Genomic DNA, 24,743 nt, shown 5'->3' on the forward strand with positions numbered 1-24,743 from the left:
ACATGCGCGTACGCACGGCTCTGACGGGCACCGCCGTCCTGCTCCTCTCGGCGGCCCTCGCGGGCCCGGCCCTGGCGGCCGGTCCCGCGCCCGGTGCGCACACCAGGACCCGCGCGGCCGTCCGGGCCGCCGTCGCGGCCGGGGTGCCCGGCGCCACCGCCACCGTCCGGGACGTCCACGGCACCTGGTCCACGGCGGCGGGGGTCGGCGACATCCGCACCGGCCGGCCGCGCTCGGCCCACGACCGCTACCGCGTCGCCAGCATCACCAAGACCTTCGTCGCCACCGTCCTGCTCCAGCTGGCGGCGGAGGACCGGCTCTCCCTGGACGACCCGGTGGACACCTGGCTGCCGGGCCTGGTCCGCGGCCACGGCCACGACGGCCGCCGGATCAGCGTGCGGCGGCTGCTCAACCACACCAGCGGCATCCGCGACTACCTCACCGACGACGACTTCCGCCGCGACCACTTCACCGAGGACGGCTTCTTCCGGCACCGCTACGACACCCTCGCCCCCCGGGACCTGGTGGCCGTGGCGATGCGGCACGCGCCCGCCTTCGCGCCGGGCGCCTCCTGGGGGTACTCCAACACCAACTACGTCCTCGCCGGAATGGTGATCGAGCGGGTGACGGGCCGCCCGTACGCCACCGAGGTCACCCGCCGGATCATCACCCCGCTGCGCCTGACGGCCACCTCCCTGCCCGGCACCCGGACCGGCCTGCCGCGCCCGAGCGGCAGGGCGTACTCGACCTTCGGCGTCCCCGGTGGCCCCGTCCACGACGTCACGGCCCTCAACCCCTCCCTGGCCTACGCCGCCGGCGAGATGATCTCCGACTCCGCCGACCTCACCCGTTTCTACGGCGCCCTGCTCGGCGGCCGGCTGCTGCCGCCGCGCCAGCTCAGGGAGATGAAGACCACCGTGCGCGTCAAAGCGGTCCCCGGCCTGCGGTACGGCCTCGGACTCACCGACACCCGGCTGGCCTGCGGAACCCACGTCTGGGGCCACAGCGGCGAGATCCCGGGCTCGGTGTCCGGGACGGCGGCCTCGGCGGACGGCCGGCACACCCTGGCCGTCAACTTCGACGGCGACTGGGCCGGGGACACCACGGCCGTGGCCGAGGAGGAGTTCTGTCAGCCGGAGACGCGGGAGAGCACCGGCAGGTAGCCGAGCGACTGGCCCGGCGCGGTGGGGTGGTAGGACTCGGTGATCGCCAGTACTTCCACGCTGTGCAGCCAGGGGCGGGAGGAGCAGATCTCGTGCCCGGCGAAGGCGGCGGTGACATCGGCGAAGGTGAACCCGTGGGCGGCGGCGCGCCCCGCGATCACCCCGTTGAGGTGGTCCACGGCGTCGTTCAGGGCGGCCCGCTCACCGTCCTGGAGGCCGAGCGCGCAGGAGCCCTTGAGGTGGTACAGGCGCGGGTAGCCCAGCACCACGACCCGGGCGGCGGGCGCCCGGTCCCGGATGGCCGTGTACAGGCGGTCGAGGCGGTCCGTCAGCGACCCGTCCATGGTGTCGACGGCCCGGGACACGGCGGTGCGGCAGCGGTCGGAACCGCCGATCGCGCACATCGCCATGGTCCCGGCGAAGCCCGAGTCGTGGCCGCCCACGGTGAGGGTGACCAGGGAGGTGCGCGGGCTGAGGTGGCCGAGCTGCTCGGTCAGCACCTCCTCGGTGCCGGCGCCGTTGCACGCGGCGAAGCTGAACGTCGCCGGCGCGTGGGCCTCGGCCCACAGCACGGGGTAGGCCCGGCTGCTGCGCTTGCACTCCTTGCCGGAGGCCTGATAGTCGCCGGCGCCGACACCGGAGGAGTAGGAGTCACCGAGGGCCACATAGCCGCCGGCCGGGGTGCGGGGCGGCGCCTGCGCGGTCGCGGGACCGGCGAACGCGCAGGCCGCCGCGAGGAGCAGGGAGCAGGCGCCCGCCGCTGTTCGGGTCTGTCTCATGACTCTCCTGTACCGGGGCCCGCGCCGCCCCGCCCGCCGCGCTGGTCCGCCCGGGTGAGCCCTCACCCGGCCGGACCGGCACGACTGGCCGAACCGGCGGACGCGGGGCAGCACCGCGCCCGGCGCCTGCGAGGCACCGAGCCGGCGGCTACCGGGGCCGCACCACGACGTACGCGGCCGGCTCGCGGTCGGCGGCGGCCATCAGCGCGGTCCGCACCACCGTCGCCTGCTGCTCCGGGCAGTCCCTGAGCTTGCGCGGCGTGAGGTACACGACCGTGATGCCGAGGCGCTCCAGGTGCTCCCGCTTGCCGGCGTACCGGGACCACACGGCCTCGTCGTCCTGCCGGGGCGCCCGGGTGTCCAGCTCCACCGCCACCGCGTGGTCCGGCCAGTAGGCGTCCAGGCCGCCCAGGTGCGGGCCGCCGGGCAGGCGCAGGTCGACGTTCCACACCGGGTCCGGCAGACCGTACTCGCGGACCATCCGGTACAGACGGTCCTCGGCGGCCGGGCGGCCCTCCGCGAACACCGCGTCCACCGCGTCCGCCACGTGCGGCCGGTGCAGCAGCCGCGCCCGGGCCAGCTCCCGCAGCAGGGCGGCCGGTTCGCAGTGGCCGCCGCGCACCGCCTCGGTCAGCAGCCGCCGTACCGTCTCGGTGTCCGTCGGCTCCGCCACCGCGTCCGCCAGCGCCCGCGCCACCGGCGCCACCGGCAGACCCGCCACCCGCTGCGGCTCGGGCGGCTCGGCGGCGCGCAGGATGCGCACGTAGCCGGTGGAGCGCGGCCGGCGCTGCCGGGACACCAGGACGTCCACCCGGTTCAGGGCGTCGGGCGGCGGGGTGGCCGAGAAACCGTGCAGGGCCAGCGCCGCCGGCCCGGTGAGCACCGCGTCCGGGTACTGCGGCCGGTGCGGGCCCTGGGCCGTCGGCTGGGCCGGCACGCCCTCCCGCGCCGTGCGGGCCGCGTACAGCAGGGCGCCGTGCAGCCGCTCCTCGCCGGTGGGCGGGCCGGAGTGCAGCAGGATCACCCGCGGCAGCAGCTCCCGCCAGGGGCCGCCGGGGCCGCACCGCTCGGCCAGCTCGGCCGGGGACACGCCGTGGGCGCGCAGCTGGGCCGCCGTCAGGACCCGGCGGTGGACGTCGGCGAGGTGGCGCAGGGGACGGGGGGAGAGGGGGGTGTCGTGCGTCATGGCCTCGGGATTCCCGCGCCCGGACCGGTCCGTAACCGCTGTTACACATCCGTCGAAGAATGCGGACAAGACGGTACTAAAGGTCAGGTGTTCGGATGCCGAGAGGGCAGCGAAAACCCCTGGTCCGATCGGGTGCGGACCAGGGGTTACGGCTCCGTTCGCCCTGATTTCGTAACGGTTGCCGGCCGGGCGGGCTCAGGCCAAGGGTCAGCGGCCGGCCGTCGCGTCACACGCCTGCGCGCGCAGCGCCCGCGCCAGGTCGTCCCGCGCCTCCAGCACCAGCCGCCGCAGCGCCGGCGCCGCGTCCTGGTGCGCCGCCAGCCACGCGTCCGTCGCCTCCAGCGTCTCCGGCCGGTCCTGCAGCGCCGGGAACAGACCCCGCACCACGTCCATGCCGATCTGGATCGACCGCTCCCGCCACACCCGCTCGATCGCCGCGAAGTACAGCTGCGCGTACGGCGCGGTCAGCTCCCGCTGCGACGGCTGGGCGAACCCCGCGATCGTCGCCTCCACCAGCGCGTTCGACAGCGCGTCCGACTCCACCACCTGCGCCCACGCCTGCGCCTTGACCGCGGCCTGCGGCCGCGCGGCCAGACAGCGCACCTGGTGCCGCTTGCCGGACGCCGTGTCGTCCCGGGCCAGCTCCGCCGCCAGCACCGACTCGTCGGCCGCCCCGTGCGCCGCCAGCGGCTCCAGGAACACCCAGCGCAGCTCCTGGTCCAGCTCCAGACCCTCGATCGCGGTGGTGCCGTCCAGCAGGTCCCCGAGCAGCTTCAGATCCGGCTCCGCGGAGGCCACGGCGGCGAAGAACCGCGCCCAGGCCAGCTGGTGCTCGCTGCCCGGCGCGGCCGACCGCAGCTCCCGCAGCGCCCCCTCGGCCAGCAGCTCCCCGCCGGTCTCCCGCCACTCGGGCGCCGTGTAGTGCGTGAGCGCCGAGTTCGCCCAGGCGTGCAGCATCTGCAACACACCGATGTCCGACTCGCCGCCCGCGAACCGCAGCACCAGAGCGATGAACTCGCGCGCCGGCAGCAGCCCGTCCCGGGTCATATTCCACAGCGCCGACCAGCACAGGGCGCGCGCCAGCGGATCCGTGAGCCCGCCCAGGTCCGTGCGCAGCGTCTCCAGCGACGTCGTGTCGAACCGGGTCTTGCAGTAGGTCAGGTCCTCGTCGTTGACCAGCACCAGCTCCGGCGCCTGGAGCCCCGCCAGCTCCGCCACCACCGTGCGCGGCTCGTGCACGTCCGTCTCCGCGCGCGCGTAGCGCTGGAGCGTGCCCTCGGGCGTACGCCGGTACAGGCCCACCACGATCCGGTGCGGACGCAGCTCCGGGTGCGACTCCGGGGCCTCCTGGACGACGGCCAGCTCGGCGATCCGGCCGCCCGTGGTGTCCAGCAGCACCTGCGGGGTCAGCGCGTTCACGCCCGCCGTCTGCAGCCACGACCGCGCCCACGCGCTCATGTCCCGGCCGCTCGTCTCGCCCAGCACCGACAGCAGGTCACCCAGGCGGGTGTTGCCGTACGCGTGCCGTTTGAAGTAGCGCCGGGCGCCCTCCAGGAACGCGTCCTGGCCGACGTACGCCACCAGCTGCTTGAGCACCGAGGCGCCCTTGGCGTAGGTGATGCCGTCGAAGTTCAGCTTGGCGTCCTGCAGGTCGCGGATGTCCGCCGTGATCGGATGCGTCGAGGGCAGCTGGTCCGCGCGGTACGCCCACGCCTTGCGCCGGTTGGCGAAGGTGATCCAGGCGTCCTTGAAACGGGTCGCGCCGACGTTCGCGAACGTGCCCATGAAGTCCGCGAAGGACTCCTTCAGCCACAGGTCGTCCCACCACTCCATGGTGACCAGGTCGCCGAACCACATGTGCGCCATCTCGTGCAGGATGACGTTGGCCCGCGCCTCGTACGACGCCTGCGTCACCTTCCCCCGGAAGACGTACTCCTCCCGGAACGTCACCATGCCCGGGTTCTCCATCGCACCCAGGTTGTACTCCGGCACGAACGCCTGGTCGTACTTCCCGAACGGGTACGGATAGTCGAAGTGCTCGTGGAAGAAGTCCAGGCCCTGCTTGGTGACCAGGAAGATGTCGTCGGCGTCGAAGTACGGGGCGAGCGTCCTGCGGCACATCGCGCCCAGCGGGATCTCCAGCTTCGTACCGTCCTCCAAGGTACGGCTGTAGGAGTCCGTCACATAGTGGTACGGGCCCGCCACCACACACGTGATGTACGTCGAGATCGGCTTCGTCTCCGCGAACCGCCACACCCCGTCCACGAGTTCACCGGCGCCGTTGCTCCACACCGTCCAGTCCTCCGGCGCCCGCACCTCGAACCGGTACGGCGCCTTCAGGTCCGGCTGCTCGAAGTTCGCGAACACCCGGCGGGCGTCGGCCGGTTCGTACTGCGTGTACAGGTAGACCTCGCCGTCCTCCGGGTCGACGAAGCGGTGCAGGCCCTCACCGGTGCGCGAGTACGCGCACTGCGCGTCCACCACCAGCTCGTTCTCCGCCGCCAGGTCCTCCAGTACGATCCGCGAGCCGTCGAAGACCTCGCCCGGGTCCAGGTCCCGGCCGTTGAGCGAGACGGAGGTGACCCGCGGGGCCAGCAGATCGGCGAAGCTGGACGCGCCCGGCTCGTTGCAGCGGAAGCGCACGGTGGTCACCGAACGGAACGTGCGCGGCTCCCCGGCCCCGTCGCCGACGGCGGACCGCAGGTCCAGGAACACGTCGTAACCGTCGACGGACAGCAGGGCGGCCCGCTCCCGGGCCTCGTCGCGGGAAAGGTTCTCACCGGGCACGGACGGCACTCCTCATGATCGCGGAGAACGGCTGAAACAGGACCGATCCTGCCATGTGCTCCTGACGGCGGACAGCGGGGAATGCGGGTGGCGCCCGTCTCGTTGACGCGGGAAACCCACGTTTCGCCAAGGAGCGCCATGTCCGAGACCGCCACCTCGTCCGGCAAGACACCCGTCGACTTCTGGTTCGACCCGCTGTGCCCGTGGGCCTGGATGACCTCCCGCTGGGTGCTGGAGGTGGAGAAGCTCCGCGACATCGAGGTCCGCTGGCACGTCATGAGCCTGGCGGTCCTCAACGAGGACAAGCTCGACGAGCTGCCCGCCGACTACCGCGAGCTGCTGACCACCAAGGCGTGGCCGGCCGTCCGGGTGGTCACCGCGGCCTGGCAGAAGCACGGCGAGGACGTCGTCGGCCCTCTCTACACCGCCCTCGGCACCCACATCCACAACAACGGCGAGGGCCCGACCCCGGAGGCCATCGCGGGCGCGCTCGCCGACGCCGGGCTGCCCGCCGAGCTGATCGACTACGCCGGCCAGGAGGACTTCGAGTTCGAGGCCGAGCTGCGCGCCTCCCACAAGGAGGGCATCGAGAAGGTCGGCCAGGAGGTCGGCACCCCGGTCATCGCCCTGCCCGGCCCCGACGGCGAGCAGATCGCCTTCTTCGGGCCCGTCGTCACCCCCGCCCCTCAGGGCGAGCAGGCGGCCCGCCTGTGGGACGGCGCGGTGGCGGTGGCCTCGGTACCGGGCTTCTACGAGATCAAGCGGACCCGGACCAAGGGCCCGGACTTCAGCAACCTGTAACCCCTGTAACCGCCCAAGGGAAGACCCCCGTGAGTCACGTCCTCACGGGGGTCTTCTTTCATCCGCCTGCCGTCGTGAAGGGTGAGAAGACGATCACGAGGCAGGACGACCGGGGCGTGCGGGCGCTCAGGGAGCGAGCAGCAGCACGTTGGCGCGGGACTTGGCGGCCTCGTAGCGCTTGGCCACGTCCTGCCAGTTGACCACCTGCCACATGGCCTCGATGAAGTCGACCTTCTGGTTCTTGTACTGGAGGTAGAAGGCGTGCTCCCAGGCGTCGAAGACCAGGATCGGGGTGGAGCCCTGGCCGACGTTGCCCTGGTGGTCGTAGACCTGCTCCACGACCAGGCGCCCGCTCAGCGGCTCGTAGGCGAGCACGCCCCAGCCCGAGCCCTGGGTGGTGGCCGCGGCCTTGGACAGCTGGGCCTTGAAGCCGGCGAAGGAGCCGAAGGACTCCTTGATGGCCTCGGCCAGCTCGCCGACGCCGTCCTGGGCCAGCGGCTCGCCGCCGCCGTCCTTCGGGCCGGTCATGTTCTGCCAGTAGATCGAGTGCAGGATGTGCCCGGAGAGGTGGAAGGCCAGGTTCTTCTCCAGGCCGTTGATCGAGCCCCACGTCTCCTTGTCCCGCGCCTCGGCCAGCTGCTCCAGGGTGTCGTTGGCGCCCTTCACATAGGCCGCGTGGTGCTTGTCGTGGTGCAGCTCGATGATCTCCGGGCTGATGACGGGGGCGAGCGCGGAGTAGTCGTAGGGCAGCTCGGGCAGCGTGTAGACGGGCATGGGTGTTCCCCTCCGGAACCTTATTGCAAGCCTCTTGCAACTACACGCTAGCAACAAGTGGATCAGAGCAACAGAAAGGCCCCCACGTGTGTTCCGTGGGGGCCTGTCGTGTGAGGCGGGGCGCTCAGCCCTTGGCGCGCAGCCGCTGCCAGGCGTAGCCGACCGCGGCCAGGAACAGGGCCATGCCACCCGAGGAGTACAGCTGGGTCCGGGTGTCCGGCTCGCGCCACATCAGCACGAAGATCGCGGCCATGCCGGCCAGCGCCACCCAGGTCAGCCACGGGAACGCCCACATGCGCACGACCAGCCGCTCGGGGGCCTCGCGCTCGATGCGGCGGCGCAGCAGCAGCTGGGAGACGGCGATGAAGATCCAGACGACCAGGATGACCGCGCCGATCATGTTCAGCAGCCACTTGAAGATGTCGTCCGGCCGCCAGTAGTTGAGCAGGACGCAGACGAAGCCCAGCACGGAGGAGGTGACCACCGCGATCCGGGGCACCCCGCCGGACAGCCGCGCCAGCACCTTCGGGCCCTGGCCGCGCTCGACCAGCGAGAAGGCGATGCGCGAGGCGCCGTAGATGTTGGCGTTCATGGCGGACAGGAGGGCGACGAGGACGATCACCTGCATCAGCTGTCCCGCCCCAGGGATGTCGAGGCGTTCGAGCGTGGCGACGTACGGCCCCTTGTCCGGGTTGGCGACGTCCTTCGAGTCCCACGGGACCAGGGTGACGACGACCGCCATCGAGCCGATGTAGAAGACGGCGATACGGAACATGGCGGTCCGTACGGCGCGTGCCACGCCCCGCACCGGGTCCTGGGACTCGGCCGCCGCGATGGTGACCGTCTCCAGGCCGCCGTAGGCGAAGACCGACGCGAGCAGGCCGATCACCAGGCCGTCGCCGCCGTTCGGCATGAAGTCGGTGAGGTTGGAGGCGCCGGGCGCGTCCGTGCCCGGCAGTACGCCGGCGATGGCCAGCACACCGAGGATCAGGAACAGGCTGATCGCGCCGACCTTCAGCGCGGCGAACCAGAACTCGAACTCGCCGAAGTTCTTCACGGCGGCCAGGTTCGTGCCGCAGAACACCACCATGAACAGGGCCACCCACATCCACTGCGGGGTGCCAGGCAGCCAGCCCTGGACGATCTTCGCGGCTCCCATGCCCTCGATGCCGACCGCCGTACACAGCAGCACCCAGAACGACCAGCCCGCCGCGAAGCCCGCCCAGGGGCCGATCGCGCGCTCGGCGTGCGCGGAGAAGGAGCCCGACGACGGGTAGGCCGCCGACATCTCGCCGAGCATCCGCATCACCAGCATCACCAGCACCCCGGAGAGGGCGTAGGCGACCACGATGGACGGACCGGCGGCGGCGATGCCCGAGCCGGAGCCGACGAAGAGGCCCGCGCCGATCACCCCGCCCAGGGCGATCATCGATAGGTGGCGCTGTTTGAGGCCGTGGGAGAGGGAGCCGTCCGCCCGCGGTGGCGGTGTCTCCGTGGTCGTGCTGTTGGGCATGGGTGCTGCTCTCCCCGTGCGATGGGCGGGCAAAAACCCCGCCAGTCTCCGTGTCGCGTCCGCTCAGGCGAAGGGACTGACCACTATCCGGACACCTCTGGTGCGCAGGGTCAATCTACGGTTACGGCGTCGAACGTGACCAGAGGTCGTACACGACTCGCAATTCCTTTGGCGGGGTTCCACAGTTGGGGAGCCTGCCCCGCCCGCGCGGAACACGTGAGGGAAACGTCTCCGCCCTAGTGATCAGTGTCACGCCCCGGCTGGTGTGGCCCACGGTCTTTGTCCGGAGCCCACCAAGCCGTCGTTCCGGCCTTTGTCGGGCGCTGACGGTGATCGTGGCGAGTGCGCCGGTATAGCGTCACGGTGTCCCGACGTGTCCACACCATCCCGTGGAGTCCCCCATGAGCACCGCCACCGCCACCGCCCGTCCCGGCGCAGTCCTCGCCGACCTGCTCCCGGCCTCCCGCGTCCGCGACGCCGCCCTCGTGGTCGGCGGCGCCGCGCTCACCGGCCTCGCGGCCCAGCTGTCGGTGCCGGTGCCCGGCTCCCCGGTGCCGGTGACCGGCCAGACCTTCGCCGCGCTGCTCGTCGGCACCGCCCTCGGTGCCCGCCGCGGCTTCCTCTCCCTCGCCCTGTACGCGGTCGCCGGTCTGGCGGGCGTGCCGTGGTTCGCGGGCGGCGAGGCCGGCACCGGTCTCGTCTCCTTCGGCTACGTCCTCGGCATGCTGCTGGCCGTCGCCGTCGTCGGTGCCCTGGCCCGGCGCGGCGCCGACCGCTCGCCGCTGCGCATGGCCGGCACGATGGTCCTCGGCGAGGCCGTCATCTACGCCGTCGGCGTGCCCTACCTGGCCCTGGCGGCCCACCTGTCCGCGTCCGAGGCGATAGCGGCCGGCCTCACCCCGTTCCTGATCGGGGACGCCCTCAAGGCCGCCCTGGCGATGGGCGCCGTGCCCGCCGCCTGGAAGGCGCTCGGCAAGCGCTGAGGAACCGTATGGAAGAGGCTCGCCCGGCCGGGATCATTCCCGGCCGGGCGAGCCTCTTCCTTTTGTACTTGTACGACGTTGTATGGCGGCAGGGATCAGCCGACGGACACCTTGTCGGCCGGGGACTCGGCCGCGGGCGCCGGGCGGGCCGCCGCCAGCCGCTGCCGGACCACCGCGATCACCAGCACGATCGCCGCGACCAGCAGCGACAGCAGCACGGTCCGGCGGCCGTCGTGCTCGGTGTCGAAGAGCATGTAGACCAGCACGCCCACGATCAGCGTCGCCGTCGCCCAGGTCAGATACGGGTACAGCCACATCCTCACGACCAGCTTCTCCGGCGCCTCGCGCTGGATGATCTTCCGCATCCGCAGCTGCGAGAAGCAGATGACCAGCCACACGAACAGCGCCACCGCTCCGGAGGAGTTGACCAGGAAGAGGAAGATCTTGTCCGGGGACAGGTAGTTGAAGAAGACGGCGACGAAGCCGAACACGACCGAGGCGAGGATCGCGGTCATCGGCACGCCCCGGCTGTTGACCCGCGCGAACGCCTTCGGCGCGTCGCCGCGCTCGCCGAGCGAGAAGGCCATCCGGGAGGCCGTGTACAGGCCGGAGTTCAGACAGGACAGCACCGACGTCAGCACGATCACGTTCATGATCTGGCCGGCGTGGGCGATGCCGAGCGAGTTCAGCGCGGCGACGTAGGAGCCGTCCTTGGTGATGGACGGGGCGTCCCACGGCAGCAGCGAGACCACGACCAGGATCGAGCCCAGGTAGAAGACGGCGATCCGCCAGATGATGCTGTTGGTGGACTTGGTGACCGCGCGCTGCGGGTCCTCGGACTCACCGGCCGCCAGGGTGGCGATCTCGCTGCCCATGAAGGAGAACACGACCAGCAGCACACCGGTGAGGATCGCGCCCGGGCCGTGCGGCAGGAAGCCGCCGTGCGAGGTGAGGTTGGAGAAGGACGCCTGGTCGGCGTCCACGCCCGGCAGCACGCCGAACACGGCGAGCAGACCGATGACGACGAACGCGCCGATCGCCACGACCTTGATCCCAGCGAACCAGAACTCGAACTCGCCGTAGGAGCCGACGGAGACCAGGTTGGTCGCGGTCAGCACGATCATCACGATCAGTGCCCAGCCCCATTGCGGGACGGCCGGGACCCAGCCCTCGAGGATCTTCGCGCCGGCGGTCGCCTCGACCGCGAGCACGACGACCCAGAAGAACCAGTACAGCCAGCCGATGGAGAACCCGGCCCAGCGGCCGAGCGCGCGGTCGGCGTGCGCGGAGAAGGAGCCGGACGTCGGATTGGCGGCGGACATCTCGCCGAGCATCCGCATCACGAGGACGACGAGCGTGCCGACGAGGGCGTACGACAGGAGGATGCCGGGTCCCGCGGTGGCGATACCCGAGCTGGAACCGACGAAGAGACCGGCTCCGATGACGCCACCGATCGCGATCATCGACAGGTGGCGGTTCTTGAGTCCTGCTTGGAGGCCCGAACCAGGGGTCATGGACGGAATTCCTTTGCGCCAGGTGGAGCTGCCCGTACGAGCGGTGTACGAGTCGGTCCAGTGAATCCGAGGCCAACGGAATCGGGAACCTCCGAATCCGTATCGTTACCTCTGGTTCTCTTGGGGATCTATGGCATGTCTCACACGATTCCGGGCCGGCCGGCGGCCGGCACCCTGGGGCTGCTGCCCCGGTGGGGGCGTGTCACACTCGTTGCATGCGCGTGTATCTCGGCTCCGACCATGCGGGCTACGAACTGAAGAACCACCTCGTCGAGTGGCTGAAGGAGGCGGGGCACGAGCCCGTCGACTGCGGGCCGCACATCTACGACGCCCAGGACGACTACCCGCCCTTCTGCCTGCGTGCCGCGGAGCGGACGGCCGCGGACGCCGACGCCCTCGGCATCGTGATCGGCGGCTCCGGCAACGGTGAGCAGATCGCCGCGAACAAGGTGAAGGGCGTGCGGGCGGCGCTGGCCTGGAGCGAGGAGACGGCGGCGCTCGGGCGGCAGCACAACAACGCCAACGTGGTGGCCGTGGGCGCGCGCATGCACAGCACCGAGGAGGCGACCAAGTTCGTCGAGGTCTTCCTGAACACGCCGTTCTCCGGTGACGAGCGGCATGTCCGGCGCATCGAGATGCTCGCGGACTACGAGACGACGGGCACCCTCCCCCCGATCCCGGCCCACCACCCCCAGCCGTAACCCCACGGAACGGGCCGGCCCGAGCCGCCCTGACCGCACCGCGACCGACCGCGCGGGGTGGGACTGTGCCGCAGTTGACTGTGCGGGGGCCGGCCGTCCCGGGTCTGACCGTTCCGGCGTCGGCCGTTCCGGGGCTGGTTGTGTGAGGTCTGACTGTGCCGGGGCCTGCCGTGTCTCGGCCGGCCCGGCCGGCTGCGGCACCGGGTCGCACCCCTCGCGAAGGCAACCGTGGGGTATCCCGCCCCGGGGCACCCGCAGGCAACCCCACCCGGTCAGAACTCGCTGGTTCGCCCAAGCGCTTCCAAGCACCGCCACCCCCAGGCCGTCCCGCCCCACGCCCGTCGCCTCTCCCCCCGGGGGGCGTTGGACGCTCACCTCTCGAGTTTTCGAGTCGGGTGGGTGGGCCAGGAACGCAGGAAAGGACACCCCGTGCCGGAAGGGCACACCATTCACCGGCTGGCCCAGGACTACGCCGGGCGCTTCCTGGGCACGGCACCCCGCGTCACCAGCCCCCAGGGCAAGTTCTCCGACGCCGCCGCCCTGCTGGACCGTACCGAGCTGACCGCCACCGAGGCCCACGGCAAGCACCTCTTCCTCGGGTTCCGGGACACCGACTGGGTCCACATCCACCTCGGCCTCTTCGGCAAGGTCGGCTTCGGCGACGCCCCCGCACCCCCGCCGACGGACACCGTCCGGCTCCGCCTGGTGAACGACACGTCGTACGCGGACCTGCGCGGCCCCACGACCTGCGCCCTGATCACGGACGCCGAGAAGGGGCAGATCCACGACCGGCTCGGCCCCGACCCGCTGCGCGCGGACGCCGACCCGGCCGCCGCGTACCGCAGGATCTCCCGCAGCCGCACGACGATCGCCGCCCTGCTCATGGACCAGAAGATCGTGGCCGGCGTCGGCAACGTCTACCGCGCCGAGGTGCTGTTCCGGCACGGCATCGACCCCTACCGCACCGGCCGCGACATCACCCCGGCCGAGTGGGACGCGATCTGGGCCGACCTGGCCGGGCTGATGCGCGAGGGCGTGCGGAACAACCGGATCGACACCGTCCGCCCCGAGCACACCCCGGAGGCGATGGGCCGCCCGCCCCGCGTGGACGACCACGGCGGCGAGGTGTACGTCTACCGCCGCGCCAACCTGCCCTGCCACATCTGCGGCGACGAGATCCGCACCGCCGGCCTCGCCGCCCGCAACCTCTTCTGGTGTCCCACCTGCCAGCGGGCGTGAGCCGGCGGCTAGAAGCCGTGCGGCAGCCACGGGGCGAGCGGTGAACCGAACGCCACCGACGCCTCCGTCAGCGCCCCCGCCCGCAGCTCCCGCACCCGCCCGGCCGCCGCCAGCGACAGCAGGGACACCCCGCCGAGGTACGCCGAGCCCAGCTCCCGTACGGACAGGGCGAGTTCCGCCGCGTCGGTCGTACGCTCGCACGACGCGCCCTTGGCGTCACCCGTCAGCCGCCAGCGCCCAGCGTTCCAGGGGCAGAACGCGTCCTCCACCTCGAACACGACGTCCACCGGCGCCTGGTACGTGCGCGCCGACAGCGCCGCGCCGACGTCCACCAGCCGGACGTAGGCGTCGTCCTGCAGCCGCGGGTCGCAGCGGCGGATGTCGGAGACCAGGTACCGCAGGGCGTCGTCCACCGGCCGCGACGACACCGACAACGTCGTCATCAGGTCGATGCCGAACAGGAACCGCCACAGCGCGGCCTCGGTCGCCGGGTCCAGCCCGGCCAGGTCCCTCAGCCGTACCGTGCCCTTGGGCGCACCGCCCGCCTCCCAGGAGCCCTTGGTGCGGAAGCGGGCGTACCCGGTGATCTCGCCGTCCCGTTCGGCGACCACGCACTGCAACGGCGGCCCCCCGTCCCGGTCGCGCTCCGGGTCGACGATGGCGACCCGCTCCCAGTTCGGCTGCCGGGCCAGCATGCCGGGCCGGCGCGGGACCAGGGCCGCGTACACCGCCTCGCAGGCGTCCAGGACGTCGGCCGGCGCCGCGGACCGCACTCGCACCTCGTCGGTGCCCTCGGGCAGTGCCAGGGTCACCCGGCTGGTGTCGATCTCGGCGCTGATCCGGAACGTGGCGGCGCCGTATCCGAAGCGGCCGTAGATGGCCGGCTCGGACGCGGTCAGCATCGCCACCGGCTCGCCCCGCGCGTGGAAGTCGTCCAGCTGCCGGCGCATCATCGACGTCAGCACGCCGCGCCGCCGGTGGGTGGCGGCGACGCTCACCATCGTCACTCCCGCCGTGGGGACCGAGGCCCCGCCCGGCACGGTCAGCCGGAAGCTGAACGCCCCGGCCGTGCCGACGAGCGCGTCCCCGTCCCAGGCGGCGAGGGAGCGGTCGAACTCCGTGGCCGCCCGCTCCACCTCGCGCTCCTCGCCGGAGACGGGTGCCGCGCCGAAGGCCCGGTACAAGGCGTCGTACCACCCGTCCCACTCGTCCTCGCGCAGCGGCCTCAACTCGGTTCTGTGGTCAGTCCCCATGTGCCATGCCTATCAGGGCGCCAGGGGGTGAGCCAGCAATTTTCGTCCCGGCGCGGGCGCCGCGCGGCCCGGCGTGCGCGCGGCGAAGCGGAATCCCGCAGGGGGGACAAGTGGGACCTCCCGTGCCAAGCGGCCGGTCCGCTGGATAGGGTCCCGAACTGATGGCAGCAGGACGACAGCGGCGCGCGAAGGCCGACACGTTCGCGGCCCGGTGCAAGAAGCGGTGGCACCGGGCCCGCGTCGGGCTGCGCAAAAGCGCCGTGGACTACTTCCGCGGCGACGGCTCCGACTGGATCGCCTTCGCCGGTCTGCTGCTGACCGTCCCGCTCCTCGCGGCCATGACCCTGTTCGACGCGGTGTGGTGGTCCCCGGCGAGCCTGGTGTTGCCGATCGTCGCCGGTGGTCTGCTGCTGCGCCCGGCGAGCCTGCTCGGGCTGTACGCGGCGGCGGCCACCGCGCTGATCGTGGAGTCGGTGCGGCTCGGCCCGTACACCGAGGGCCCCTCCCGGGTCACCCCCGGCGTGGTCCTGGTGGTCGCCGCGTGCGGCTTCTTCGGGCTGCTGACCGCGCAGTTCCGCAGCCGGGTCGGGGTGCCGTGGCGGCGCGGCGGCACCATGCTGTTCGACCTGCGCGAGCGGATCCGGGTGCAGAGCAAGCTGCCGAAGCTGCCCAAGGGCTGGCACCACGAGATGGCGCTGCGGCCGGCGGGCGGGCAGTCCTTCTCCGGTGACTTCGTCGTCGCCGCCCGTACGAACGGCGGCCGGACGCTGGAGGTCGTCCTCACCGACGTGTCCGGCAAGGGCATGGACGCGGGCTCGCGGGCCCTGCTGCTGTCCGGCGCCTTCGGCGGTCTGCTCGGCTCGCTGCCCCCGCACGCCTTCCTGCCGGCCGCCAACGGCTATCTGCTCCGCCAGGACTGGGAGGAGGGGTTCGCCACCTCCATCCACCTGGTGCTGGACCTGGACTCCGGGGACTACGAGCTGTACTCCGCGGGCCATCCGCCGGGGCTCCAGCTGAGCGCGGGCAGCGGACGCTGGGAGGAGAAGGCGGCCGAGGGCCCGCTGCTCGGTGTGTACGACGGCGCCCAGTTCGACCCCGTGAAGGGCTCGCTACGGCCCGGTGACGTGTTGATGCTGTTCACAGACGGTCTGGTGGAGACCGCCGAGCGGGACATCGTGGAGGGCATCGACCGGCTCACCGGGGAGGCCGACCGCTATGTGCCGGGCGGCTTCCACGGCGCCGCCTGGCACCTCATCGAAGCGGTCGCCAAGGACGTCAACGACGACCGGGCCCTGCTGCTGATCTGCCGCGAGGCGTCCGCGTCCCGCTGAGCCGGGAGCTTCCGGTCCTCCGCTGGGGACACCGGGGCTTCCGGTCCTCCGCGGGGGACACCGGGGCTTCCGGTCCTCCGCGGGGGACACTGAGGGCATGTCCCCTCTCACCCTCGCCGAGGTCGAGACCCTCGCCCGCGCCGCCCACGACGGCCGCACCGACAAGGCCGGACGGCCGTACGCCGAGCACCTGGCGGCCGTCGCCGAGGGCGTGCGCGCCCGGGGCGGCGACCCGGACCAGATCGCGGCGGCCTGGCTGCACGACGCCGTGGAGGACGCAGTGCTGAGCGAGGAGTGGCTGGCCCGGGCCCGCCTCACCGCGCGGACCAAGGCCATCGTGCGGGCCCTCACCAGAGGACCGGGGGAGTCCCCGGAGGCGTACGCCGCCCGGATCCTCGCCACCCCGGGTGCGCCGCTGGTGAAGGAGGCCGACCTCGCGCACAACGCCGACCCGGACCGCCTCGCCGTCCTCCCCGAGCCGGTCCGCACCCGGCTGACCGGGAAGTACGACAGGATGCGCGCGCTTCTCGGCCCGCAACCGTGACGGGAGTCCGGCCGCCTAGACACCGGCCCTCTCCGGCCGCCGTTCCCGCTCCCGTTCCCCTGGCCGGTTGCGGCTGCGGGCCTGCTCGGCCGCGTCCTGCCGGAACGCCCATTCCATCCGCGGCTCCACCGCGAAGCGGAAGACCCGCCGCACCGGCCGGGTGCACAGCACCGTGACGGCGGCCGCGGCGAGCACGGTCACCAGGACCACGCCGGCCGGCCGGTGCAGCCAGGGGTGCTCGAACCAGCCGCGGTAGTCGCCGTACTTCATCAGGAAGCCGTGCAGCAGGTAGCCGTAGAGGGTGCCCGCGCCGAGCGTGGTGAACCACGTCGTCCGGCGCGGCACCCACGCGAAGAAGCAGGCCGTCAGCAGCAGTGAGCAGCCCATCAGCGCGAGCGTCATCACCGGGCCGCACCACCAGGGGGCGCCCAGTTCCTGCGCCGACTCGCTGTGGGCGAACCACCCGGTGTTCATGCGCGGCACCGCCCACCAGCCGACCGCCAGCGCCGCCGCGGACACCGGCACCGCGGCGATCCGCGCCCCGCGGCGGCGCACCAGCTCGAAGTGCTCGGGCCGCAGGCACAGGCCGAGCACGAAGTACGGCAGGAACTGCAGGACGCGCCGGAGATCGAGGTCGTCGCCGATGTCCGGGCTGACGGACGCCAGCATCGCGATGCCGACGGCCAGCGGGAACGGATGACGCACCAGCCGCCACAGCGGAGTGGTCAGCCGCCAGACGAACAACGCGACCAGGAACCAGGTCAGATACCAGGGGTCGAGCAGGCTGATGTCCGCGTGCGAGCCGTTGATCAGGTTCCGGAAGAGCGTGTACGCCGTTTCGAACAGGACGTAGGGCACGGCGACCCCGGTGACCAGCCGCTTCAGCCGGTGCGGGCGCATGTCGAAATGGCGGGAGAAGAAGCCGGAGACGATGATGAACGCCGGCATATGGAAGGTGTACACGACGGTGTACACGCTCTCCAGGAACCGGCTTCCGTCTTTCAGCGGCTCCCACGCGTGGCCCGTCGCGACGAGCACGATGGCCAGGTACTTGGCATTGTCGAAGAACGCGTCGCGCTGCCGTCCGGGTCTGTCCGGCGCCGCCTGCCGCTCCCGCGCGTCCACCGGGGGACGCGGGGCGGGCACTCCGTTCACCGGCGGCTGCGCCAGGGGGAGCGGGTTGCGGTTCGGGCCGGCGGGGGACGAGGCGGCGTCAAACATCTCAGGCACCCTAACGGCGTCCGCTGTATTTCGTAAAACCCCCGCAATGATTCCCGGTTATCGGTCCAGGACACCCGCGTAATGTCCCGATTCATCCCGACTAAAGGGGGCATACATCGTTCCTGTGACATCAATTCGAATTACCTGGGCGCGAGATGTGTGGAGACGGAAACGAAGTCGGGTAATTCCGTGGTGCGCCGCGCGTGGGTGCTTGATCGAATTACTGTGCGGTAGGTCGTCCGTGGCGGGCGCCGGTGTCCGACGATTCGTCATCGGCCGCATATGCGGCCCGGGTTGGTGGCACGATGTCCCTGGCGGGGGTGCGCGGGCCGTACCTCCGGGCCGGGAGAGCGGACCGACCGAGGGTGTGATCAGTAGTGGCCATTTCACTGTCCGTGGTGCTGTTGTTGGCGGTCATCCTGGTGGTCCTGATCCGAGGGGGGAACCTCAAGGCCGGCCCCGCCATCGTCGCGATCCTCTTCGGCTTCTTCCTGGCCTCCACCGGCATGGCCCCGCCGCTCACCCGCTTCCTGAACTCGATAGCGGACTCCATCAACTCGATCAGGTTCTGACCGGTGCGGCCCCGGCGATCACCGGGGCCCGCCCCGGCCCCCGACGCCACGCAGCGAAACGCCAAGGGCCCGGCCCCGCCGAAGCGGAAGGCCGGGCCCTTGAGCCGGTCAGAGCGGGCGACGGGAATCGAACCCGCGTAGCTAGTTTGGAAGACTAGGGCTCTACCATTGAGCTACGCCCGCAACACCGCGCCGCGGGTCGGTGACCGCGGCACTGGAGGCATCGTAGCGGGTCGCCCGCCGCCGAGGCCAACGACTTCCCTCATGACGGCCCTGAGGGGCCCTGTGTGGCGACGGGAGGCCCGGCGACGGCCCCGGGGAAGGTGCCGGCGCCGCCCGTACGGGCCCCCGGCCCGCTCTCCCGCGTGTTGGCCCGCACAATCCGGCCGACGCGATCGGCCGGGGCATGTACCCTACGTGTCGCACACCAGACGGGGTGTGGCGCAGCTTGGTAGCGCGTCCGCTTTGGGAGCGGAAGGCCGTGGGTTCAAATCCCGCCACCCCGACCACCGGCACACGACCCGCGAAGATCGCCTTTTGGGGCGCCGACCGGCTGTGGTTACTATGCAAGCTGCGCGCCCGTGTGTCCTGGCCCTCACGGCCTACGTACTCGTCCGGGCGGCGAATCCGCCGGACCTGTCTGGCTCCGGCAGAAACCAAGAAGTCAGCCACAAGGAGACCGAACCGTGAAGAGCGCCGTGGAGACCCTGAACCCGACCCGGGTTCGGCTCACTGTCGAGGTGCCCTTCGAGGAGCTCAAGGACAGCCTCGACGCGGCGTACAAGAAGATCAACCAGCAGGTCACGGTGAAGGGCTTCCGCAAGGGCAAGATCCCGGCCCGCGTGATCGACCAGCGGTTCGGCCGCGGTGCGGTGCTGGAGGAGGCCGTCAACGACGCGCTGCCGAAGTTCTACACCGAGGCGGTCAACGAGGCCGAGCTCAACGTGCTGGGCCAGCCCGAGGTCGACATCACGGAGCTGAAGGACGGCGAGACGCTGAACTTCACCGCCGAGGTCGACGTCCGCCCGGCCCTGGAGATCCCGGACTACTCCGGCATCGAGGTCGAGGTCGACGCCGTCGAGGTCACCGACGAGGACGTCGAGAAGTCGGTCGAGCAGCTCCGTGAGCGCTTCGCCTCCACCACCCCGGTCGAGCGCGCGGCCGAGGAGGGCGACGTCGTCACGATCGACCTGGAGGCCAAGGTCGACGGCGAGGTCCTGGAGGACGGCATCGCCAACGGCGTGTCCTACACCATCGGCTCCGGCGAGCTGCTGGACGGCATCGACGACGCCGTGAAGGGCCTGGAGGCCGGTGGCGAGGCCACCTTCACCTCCGAGCTGAAGGGCGGCTCCGCCGCCGGCAAGGAGGCCGAGGTCACCGTCAAGGTCACCCAGGTCGCCAAGCGGGAACTGCCCGAGCTGGACGACGACTTCGCGCAGCTCGCCTCCGAGTTCGACACCCTGGAGGAGCTGAAGGCGGACAGCCGCAAGCGCCTCGCCAACATGAAGCAGTTCGACCAGGCCACGCAGGCCCAGGAGCGCGTCCTGGAGAAGCTGCTGGAGCTGGTGGAGGTCCCCGTCCCCGAGAAGCTGCTCGAGGACGAGATCAACACCCGCAAGCACAACCTGGAGCACCACCAGCTCGCCCAGATGGGCCTCACCCTCGACAAGTACCTGGAGATCCAGGGCAAGACCGCCGAGGAGTTCGAGACCGAGACCCGCGAGGCCGCGGTCAAGGGCATCAAGACCCAGTTCGTCCTGGACGAGCTGGTCAAGAAGGAGCAGCTCAACGTCAACCAGGAGGAGCTCACCGAGCACCTCATGCGGCGCGCCGCCTCCTCCGGCATGTCCCCCGACCAGTTCGCCCAGGCCGTCGTCGAGGGCGGCCAGGTGCCGCTCCTGGTCGGCGAGGTCGCCCGTGGCAAGGCCCTGGCCGTCGTGGTCGAGGCCGCCACGGTGAAGGACACCAACGGCGAGATCGTCGACCTGGACGACGAGGAGGAGGAGACCGAGGCCGCCGAGGCGTCGGAGACCTCCGAGGAGAAGACCGAGGGCTGAGCGCGAGCCCTGCGGCGCGGGTAAGGCCGTACAGCGGGCCCTGGGGATGTCCCCGGGGCCCGTTCGCGTACGCCGGTGATCGCGGCCGGCCCGCCGCACCCCCCGCAAGCCCCCGCGCACCGCGCGCGGTGTCCGGCGACAGCCCCCCGCGCTACGCCCCCGGCGAACACTCCCATCTCCGGGATTCCCCGAAGGAGGCTGAGCGTTAGGGTCCATGAATACGGGGGCAGGGGAGTCTCCTGACACCCCCCGCCAAAGCCTCCGGCAGGACGACGTGAGACGGCCCGGCGCCGTCGTAAGACGAGCAGGTGGATACGTGACGAATCTGATGCCCTCCGCCGCCGGCGAGCCTTCCATCGGTGGTGGCCTCGGCGACCAGGTCTACAACCGGCTGCTCAACGAGCGGATCATCTTCCTCGGCCAGCAGGTTGACGACGACATCGCCAACAAGATCACGGCGCAGCTGCTGCTCCTTGCCGCCGATCCGGACAAGGACATCTACCTCTACATCAACAGCCCCGGCGGCTCGGTGACGGCCGGCATGGCGATCTACGACACCATGCAGTACATCCCGAACGACGTGGTCACCATCGCGATGGGCATGGCGGCCTCCATGGGCCAGTTCCTGCTCACGGGCGGCGCCGCCGGCAAGCGCTTCGCCCTGCCGCACGCGGACATCATGATGCACCAGGGCTCCGCCGGCCTCGGCGGTACGGTCTCGGACATCAAGATCCAGGCCGAGTACCTGATGCGCACCAAGAAGCGTATGTCGGAGCTGACCGCGTTCCACTCCGGCCAGACGGTCGAGACGATCATCCGCGACGGCGACCGCGACCGCTGGTTCACCCCGGAAGAGGCCAAGGAGTACGGTCTCATTGACGAGATCATCACGCACGCCTCGGGTGTTCCGGGAGGCGGCGGCACCGGTGCCTGACCGGCCCGGCCACGCCACGCACCGCCGAGACACCAGCCCCCCGAACGCCACCAGGACGGTGAACCCCATGAGCAACTTCCCCGGCGCCGCCAGCGGTATGTACGAGGGCCCCCGGCCCGACAGCCGCTACGTCATCCCGCGCTTCGTCGAGCGCACCTCCCAGGGCATCCGCGAGTACGACCCGTACGCGAAGCTCTTCGAGGAGCGCGTGATCTTCCTGGGCGTCCAGATCGACGACGCCTCCGCCAACGACGTCATGGCGCAGCTGCTGTGCCTGGAGTCGATGGACCCCGACCGGGACATCTCGATCTACATCAACAGCCCCGGCGGCGACATGACCGCGCTGACGGCGATCTACGACACGATGCAGTTCGTGAAGCCCGACATCCAGACGGTCTGCATGGGCCAGGCGGCCTCCGCCGCGGCCATCCTGCTGGCCGCCGGCACGCCCGGCAAGCGCATGGCGCTGCCGAACTCCCGGGTGCTGATCCACCAGCCGGCGGGCTCCACCGGCCGCGGTCAGCTCTCCGACCTGGAGATCATCGCCAACGAGTTCACCCGGATGCGCGAGCAGCTGGAGAACATGCTGGCCAAGCACTCGAACCGGCCGATCGAGAAGGTCCGCGAGGACATCGAGCGCGACAAGATCCTCACGGCCGAGGAGGCGCTGGAGTACGGCCTCGTCGACCAGATCATCTCCACCCGCAAGCTGAACAACGCCGCCGTCCGCTGACGCGGCACGCGGCACTCCGAGCCCCCCTTGGCGCGGCGCACGGCAAAGTGAACCCTGCCAAGGGGGGCCCGAACACCGGGCCCGGCAAGGTACCGTCGGACATAAGGCAGCACCAGGAGCCGCTGGACTCACGACGTCCAGGCGTCTCCCAGGCGAAGGGGAAGCACACCGTGGCACGCATCGGTGACGGCGGCGATCTGCTCAAGTGCTCGTTCTGCGGCAAGAGCCAGAAGCAGGTCAAGAAGCTCATCGCAGGGCCCGGTGTGTACATCTGCGACGAGTGCATCGATCTCTGTAACGAGATCATCGAGGAAGAGCTCGCGGAGACCAGCGAGGTGCGCTGGGAGGAACTGCCCAAGCCGCGCGAGATCTACGAGTTCCTCGAGGGCTACGTGGTCGGCCAGGAGGCCGCCAAGAAGGCGCTCTCGGTCGCGGTGTACAACCACTACAAGCGGGTCCAGGCGGGCGAGAACGGCGGCGCGAGCGGCCGGGACGACGCGATCGAACTGGCGAAGTCCAACATCCTGCTGCTCGGTCCCACCGGCTCCGGCAAGACCCTGCTGGCGCAGACCCTGGCGCGCATGCTGAACGTCCCGTTCGCGATCGCCGACGCCACGGCGCTGACCGAGGCGGGCTATGTCGGCGAGGACGTCGAGAACATCCTGCTGAAGCTGATCCAGGCGGCGGACTACGACGTCAAGAAGGCCGAGACCGGGATCATCTACATCGACGAGATCGACAAGGTCGCCCGCAAGAGCGAGAACCCGTCGATCACCCGGGACGTGAGCGGCGAGGGCGTCCAGCAGGCGCTGCTGAAGATCCTGGAGGGCACGACGGCCTCGGTCCCGCCGCAGGGCGGCCGCAAGCACCCGCACCAGGAGTTCATCCAGATCGACACGACGAACGTGCTGTTCATCGTGGGCGGTGCCTTCGCGGGCCTGGAGAAGATCATCGAGGCCCGGGCCGGCGCCAAGGGCATCGGCTTCGGCGCGACGATCCTGTCCAAGCGCGAGCTGGAGGCCAAGGACGTCTTCGAGGACGTCATGCCGGAGGACCTGGTCAAGTTCGGCATGATCCCCGAGTTCATCGGCCGACTGCCCGTGATCACGTCCGTGCACAACCTGGACCGCGAGGCGCTGCTGAAGATCCTGGTCGAGCCGCGCAACGCCCTGGTCAAGCAGTACCAGCGCCTGTTCGAACTCGACGGCGTGGAGCTGGACTTCGAGCGCGAGGCGCTGGAGGCCATCGCGGACCAGGCCATCCTCCGTCAGACCGGCGCCCGCGGCCTGCGCGCCATCATGGAGGAGGTCCTCCAGGGCGTGATGTACGAGGTCCCGTCCCGCAAGGACGTGGCCCGCGTGGTCATCACCGCCGACGTGGTCCTCTCCAACGTGAACCCCACCCTGATCCCGCGGGACGCGCGGGGGCGGGGGTCCGGGGAGCAGAAGTCGGCTTGAGCCCGGCAGGGTGAGCGAAGCGAAGGCGGCTCGGTGTCTCCGAGCCGCCTTCGGTGCTACGCAGCTCTTCGGCGCTGCTGTCAAGCCTTCACACGCACATCGTCGCGCAGCTTGGCGGCGAGCCGCGCCGTGTCGTCGATGGTGCCTCCGTCACCGGAGGCGAGCATGGCGACGCTGAAGCCCGACACCCGGGCGACCGTGCTGTGGTCGGCCCAGATGCAGACCGGCATCTTGACCGACTTGGCCGCTCCGCTGGACGACGCCGAGGAGCTGGTGTTGTCGAGCTGGACCACCTGGCACTTCATGATGCCGTTGGCGAAGCCCGCCGGGCTGACCTGCTCGGGGCTGCCGACCAGCTTGCCCTTCAGGTCGGAGCTGCTCTGGTCCTTCTCGGACTCCGCCTTGGCCTTGGCGAACACGGTGTCGAGGACCCCTTCGGGATCGTCGATCGTGCCGTAGACACCGCTGAAGGACAGCCCCTTCGCGGTGAGCCCCTTGCCGCTCTGATAGGTGCCGTGGGCGCCCGTCGGGTTCTTGACGCCGGCCTTCTCGAAGTCCTCGAGGTCGGACGAGGTGACCTCATCGCCGCTCGACTCGGTCGACTTGGTGTAGGTGCCGTTGAGGACCGACCCCGGTGCCGTCAGTTTGTGCGGTCCGTCGTCCGCGACAGCGCTGCCGCCGCCTCCGCCGCCGATCGCGAAGTACACGCCGACGGCCACCGCCGCCACCACCGCCACCGCGCCGATGATCAGCCCGGTCTTCTTCTTGCCCCCGCTCGGCTGGGGCTGCTGCGGCATGCCGTAGGGCTGCTGGCCGTACGGACCGGGCTGCTGACCGTACGGGTTCGGCTGCTGGCCGTAGGGGTTCGGCTGCTGCGGCACGCCGCCCTGCTGCGGGTAGGCGTACCCCGGCTGCGGGGGAGCCGGAGGCACCTGAGACGGAGCCGGAGGCGCCTGCGGGGGATAGCCGTAGCCGGGCTGCGGAGCCTGCGGCTGCTGGCCGTACGGGCCCGGCTGGCCGTAGGGCCCCGGCTGGCCGTACGGGCCGGGCTGCCCCGGCTGGCCGTACGGACCCGGCGGCTGGGGCGGCCCGCCGTACGGGCCCGGCTGGTTGTTGCTCATCTCTGGAGTCCTCCCGTTGGATGTTCCTCGGACGGAATCCTCGCGGAAGGCGCGACCGGTCACGTCGGCAGGGGTCGCAT

General features: G+C 71.1%; 21 protein-coding genes and 2 tRNA genes. 13 read left to right on the forward strand and 10 right to left on the reverse strand.

Annotated elements, in window-relative coordinates; genetic code table 11:
• The first annotated feature begins 2 nt into the window (after window positions 1-2).
• Complete coding sequence (locus Srubr_RS36970) at window positions 3-1,163, forward strand: serine hydrolase domain-containing protein (RefSeq protein WP_189995419.1); 1,161 nt, start codon at window positions 3-5, stop codon at window positions 1,161-1,163.
• Here the strand turns inward: Srubr_RS36970 and Srubr_RS36975 are convergent.
• The 3 genes from Srubr_RS36975 to pepN all read right to left on the reverse strand — a co-directional run bounded on the left by Srubr_RS36975 (window position 1,130) and on the right by pepN (window position 5,915).
• Complete coding sequence (locus tag Srubr_RS36975; RefSeq protein ID WP_189995417.1) at window positions 1,130-1,942, reverse strand: SGNH/GDSL hydrolase family protein; 813 nt, start codon at window positions 1,940-1,942, stop codon at window positions 1,130-1,132. The genes Srubr_RS36970 and Srubr_RS36975 overlap by 34 nt on opposite strands.
• A gap of 148 nt (window positions 1,943-2,090) precedes the next feature.
• The gene (locus Srubr_RS36980) at window positions 2,091-3,128 is read right to left on the reverse strand and encodes a hypothetical protein (protein WP_189995415.1); all 1,038 of its coding nucleotides are present in this window, start codon (window positions 3,126-3,128) and stop codon (window positions 2,091-2,093) included.
• A gap of 207 nt (window positions 3,129-3,335) precedes the next feature.
• Window positions 3,336-5,915, reverse strand: coding sequence for an aminopeptidase N (gene pepN, locus Srubr_RS36985; protein ID WP_189995413.1), 2,580 nt, complete (start codon window positions 5,913-5,915; stop codon window positions 3,336-3,338).
• Window positions 5,916-6,053: 138 nt separating this feature from the next.
• Between pepN and Srubr_RS36990 the strand changes: the two genes are divergently transcribed.
• Window positions 6,054-6,716 (forward strand): mycothiol-dependent nitroreductase Rv2466c family protein, encoded by a 663-nt coding sequence (locus Srubr_RS36990; protein ID WP_189995410.1) that lies wholly within the window; start codon window positions 6,054-6,056, stop codon window positions 6,714-6,716.
• 126 nt (window positions 6,717-6,842) lie between these two features.
• On the opposite strand, the gene Srubr_RS36995 is transcribed toward Srubr_RS36990, so the two are convergent.
• Both Srubr_RS36995 and Srubr_RS37000 read right to left on the reverse strand, forming a co-directional pair.
• Complete coding sequence (locus Srubr_RS36995) at window positions 6,843-7,490, reverse strand: superoxide dismutase (protein ID WP_189995402.1); 648 nt, start codon at window positions 7,488-7,490, stop codon at window positions 6,843-6,845.
• A 124-nt stretch (window positions 7,491-7,614) separates the two neighbouring features.
• Window positions 7,615-9,003: an amino acid permease gene (locus tag Srubr_RS37000; protein WP_189995400.1), complete on the reverse strand. Its 1,389-nt coding sequence runs from the start codon at window positions 9,001-9,003 to the stop codon at window positions 7,615-7,617.
• Window positions 9,004-9,404: 401 nt separating this feature from the next.
• Between Srubr_RS37000 and Srubr_RS37005 the strand changes: the two genes are divergently transcribed.
• Window positions 9,405-9,986: a biotin transporter BioY gene (locus Srubr_RS37005; protein WP_189995398.1), complete on the forward strand. Its 582-nt coding sequence runs from the start codon at window positions 9,405-9,407 to the stop codon at window positions 9,984-9,986.
• Between the two features lie 95 nt (window positions 9,987-10,081).
• Here the strand turns inward: Srubr_RS37005 and Srubr_RS37010 are convergent, their stop codons facing one another.
• On the reverse strand, window positions 10,082-11,500 hold the full coding sequence (locus tag Srubr_RS37010) for an amino acid permease (protein WP_189995397.1): 1,419 nt from the start codon (window positions 11,498-11,500) through the stop codon (window positions 10,082-10,084).
• A gap of 215 nt (window positions 11,501-11,715) precedes the next feature.
• Between Srubr_RS37010 and Srubr_RS37015 the strand changes: the two genes are divergently transcribed.
• Together Srubr_RS37015 and Srubr_RS37020 are read left to right on the forward strand one after the other, a co-directional pair.
• Window positions 11,716-12,201, forward strand: a complete 486-nt coding sequence (locus tag Srubr_RS37015; RefSeq protein ID WP_189995396.1) for a ribose-5-phosphate isomerase — start codon at window positions 11,716-11,718, stop codon at window positions 12,199-12,201.
• A gap of 429 nt (window positions 12,202-12,630) precedes the next feature.
• Window positions 12,631-13,440: an Fpg/Nei family DNA glycosylase gene (locus Srubr_RS37020; protein ID WP_189995395.1), complete on the forward strand. Its 810-nt coding sequence runs from the start codon at window positions 12,631-12,633 to the stop codon at window positions 13,438-13,440.
• An 8-nt stretch (window positions 13,441-13,448) separates the two neighbouring features.
• Here Srubr_RS37020 and Srubr_RS37025 read toward each other — a convergent pair whose 3' ends face one another.
• Window positions 13,449-14,693 (reverse strand): GNAT family N-acetyltransferase, encoded by a 1,245-nt coding sequence (locus Srubr_RS37025; RefSeq protein WP_189995394.1) that lies wholly within the window; start codon window positions 14,691-14,693, stop codon window positions 13,449-13,451.
• A gap of 161 nt (window positions 14,694-14,854) precedes the next feature.
• On the opposite strand from Srubr_RS37025, the gene Srubr_RS37030 reads away from it, so the two are divergent.
• On the forward strand, window positions 14,855-16,024 hold the full coding sequence (locus Srubr_RS37030) for a PP2C family protein-serine/threonine phosphatase (RefSeq protein WP_189995393.1): 1,170 nt from the start codon (window positions 14,855-14,857) through the stop codon (window positions 16,022-16,024).
• A gap of 97 nt (window positions 16,025-16,121) precedes the next feature.
• A complete protein-coding gene (locus tag Srubr_RS37035; protein WP_189995392.1) occupies window positions 16,122-16,568 on the forward strand; it encodes an HD domain-containing protein in 447 nt (148 codons plus the stop codon).
• A 15-nt stretch (window positions 16,569-16,583) separates the two neighbouring features.
• On the opposite strand, the gene Srubr_RS37040 is transcribed toward Srubr_RS37035, so the two are convergent.
• Window positions 16,584-17,789, reverse strand: coding sequence for an acyltransferase family protein (locus Srubr_RS37040; protein ID WP_189995391.1), 1,206 nt, complete (start codon window positions 17,787-17,789; stop codon window positions 16,584-16,586).
• Between the two features lie 377 nt (window positions 17,790-18,166).
• Between Srubr_RS37040 and Srubr_RS37045 the strand changes: the two genes are divergently transcribed.
• Window positions 18,167-18,361, forward strand: coding sequence for a hypothetical protein (locus Srubr_RS37045; protein ID WP_030790404.1), 195 nt, complete (start codon window positions 18,167-18,169; stop codon window positions 18,359-18,361).
• Between the two features lie 112 nt (window positions 18,362-18,473).
• Here Srubr_RS37045 and Srubr_RS37050 read toward each other — a convergent pair.
• Window positions 18,474-18,544 (reverse strand) — tRNA-Gly (locus tag Srubr_RS37050).
• A gap of 249 nt (window positions 18,545-18,793) precedes the next feature.
• Here Srubr_RS37050 and Srubr_RS37055 point away from each other — a divergent pair.
• The 5 genes from Srubr_RS37055 to clpX all read left to right on the forward strand — a co-directional run bounded on the left by Srubr_RS37055 (window position 18,794) and on the right by clpX (window position 23,542).
• A tRNA-Pro gene (locus tag Srubr_RS37055) sits at window positions 18,794-18,870 on the forward strand.
• A 177-nt stretch (window positions 18,871-19,047) separates the two neighbouring features.
• On the forward strand, window positions 19,048-20,418 hold the full coding sequence (gene tig, locus Srubr_RS37060) for a trigger factor (protein WP_189995389.1): 1,371 nt from the start codon (window positions 19,048-19,050) through the stop codon (window positions 20,416-20,418).
• A gap of 328 nt (window positions 20,419-20,746) precedes the next feature.
• Window positions 20,747-21,352: an ATP-dependent Clp protease proteolytic subunit gene (locus Srubr_RS37065; RefSeq protein ID WP_189996000.1), complete on the forward strand. Its 606-nt coding sequence runs from the start codon at window positions 20,747-20,749 to the stop codon at window positions 21,350-21,352.
• 67 nt (window positions 21,353-21,419) lie between these two features.
• Window positions 21,420-22,085, forward strand: a complete 666-nt coding sequence (locus Srubr_RS37070) for an ATP-dependent Clp protease proteolytic subunit (RefSeq protein WP_181793786.1) — start codon at window positions 21,420-21,422, stop codon at window positions 22,083-22,085.
• Window positions 22,086-22,255: 170 nt separating this feature from the next.
• Window positions 22,256-23,542: an ATP-dependent Clp protease ATP-binding subunit ClpX gene (gene clpX, locus Srubr_RS37075; protein WP_069780904.1), complete on the forward strand. Its 1,287-nt coding sequence runs from the start codon at window positions 22,256-22,258 to the stop codon at window positions 23,540-23,542.
• Window positions 23,543-23,622: 80 nt separating this feature from the next.
• On the opposite strand, the gene Srubr_RS37080 is transcribed toward clpX, so the two are convergent.
• Entirely contained in the window at window positions 23,623-24,663 is a 1,041-nt protein-coding gene (locus Srubr_RS37080; protein ID WP_189995387.1) for a hypothetical protein, read from the reverse strand.
• Window positions 24,664-24,743 lie beyond the last annotated feature (80 nt).

The organism is Streptomyces rubradiris (genome assembly GCF_016860525.1).
Lineage (GTDB): Bacteria > Actinomycetota > Actinomycetes > Streptomycetales > Streptomycetaceae > Streptomyces > Streptomyces rubradiris.

Coding starts and splice junctions, on each gene's coding strand:
- Srubr_RS36970 (WP_189995419.1), top strand. CDS start 3: ATGCGCGTACGCACGGCTCTGACGGGCACCGCCGTCCTGCTCCTCTCG.
- Srubr_RS36975 (WP_189995417.1), bottom strand. CDS start 1,942: ATGAGACAGACCCGAACAGCGGCGGGCGCCTGCTCCCTGCTCCTCGCG.
- Srubr_RS36980 (WP_189995415.1), bottom strand. CDS start 3,128: ATGACGCACGACACCCCCCTCTCCCCCCGTCCCCTGCGCCACCTCGCC.
- Srubr_RS36990 (WP_189995410.1), top strand. CDS start 6,054: ATGTCCGAGACCGCCACCTCGTCCGGCAAGACACCCGTCGACTTCTGG.
- Srubr_RS36995 (WP_189995402.1), bottom strand. CDS start 7,490: ATGCCCGTCTACACGCTGCCCGAGCTGCCCTACGACTACTCCGCGCTC.
- Srubr_RS37000 (WP_189995400.1), bottom strand. CDS start 9,003: ATGCCCAACAGCACGACCACGGAGACACCGCCACCGCGGGCGGACGGC.
- Srubr_RS37005 (WP_189995398.1), top strand. CDS start 9,405: ATGAGCACCGCCACCGCCACCGCCCGTCCCGGCGCAGTCCTCGCCGAC.
- Srubr_RS37010 (WP_189995397.1), bottom strand. CDS start 11,500: ATGACCCCTGGTTCGGGCCTCCAAGCAGGACTCAAGAACCGCCACCTG.
- Srubr_RS37015 (WP_189995396.1), top strand. CDS start 11,716: ATGCGCGTGTATCTCGGCTCCGACCATGCGGGCTACGAACTGAAGAAC.
- Srubr_RS37025 (WP_189995394.1), bottom strand. CDS start 14,693: ATGGGGACTGACCACAGAACCGAGTTGAGGCCGCTGCGCGAGGACGAG.
- Srubr_RS37030 (WP_189995393.1), top strand. CDS start 14,855: ATGGCAGCAGGACGACAGCGGCGCGCGAAGGCCGACACGTTCGCGGCC.
- Srubr_RS37035 (WP_189995392.1), top strand. CDS start 16,122: ATGTCCCCTCTCACCCTCGCCGAGGTCGAGACCCTCGCCCGCGCCGCC.
- Srubr_RS37040 (WP_189995391.1), bottom strand. CDS start 17,789: ATGTTTGACGCCGCCTCGTCCCCCGCCGGCCCGAACCGCAACCCGCTC.
- Srubr_RS37065 (WP_189996000.1), top strand. CDS start 20,747: ATGCCCTCCGCCGCCGGCGAGCCTTCCATCGGTGGTGGCCTCGGCGAC.
- Srubr_RS37070 (WP_181793786.1), top strand. CDS start 21,420: ATGAGCAACTTCCCCGGCGCCGCCAGCGGTATGTACGAGGGCCCCCGG.
- Srubr_RS37080 (WP_189995387.1), bottom strand. CDS start 24,663: ATGAGCAACAACCAGCCGGGCCCGTACGGCGGGCCGCCCCAGCCGCCG.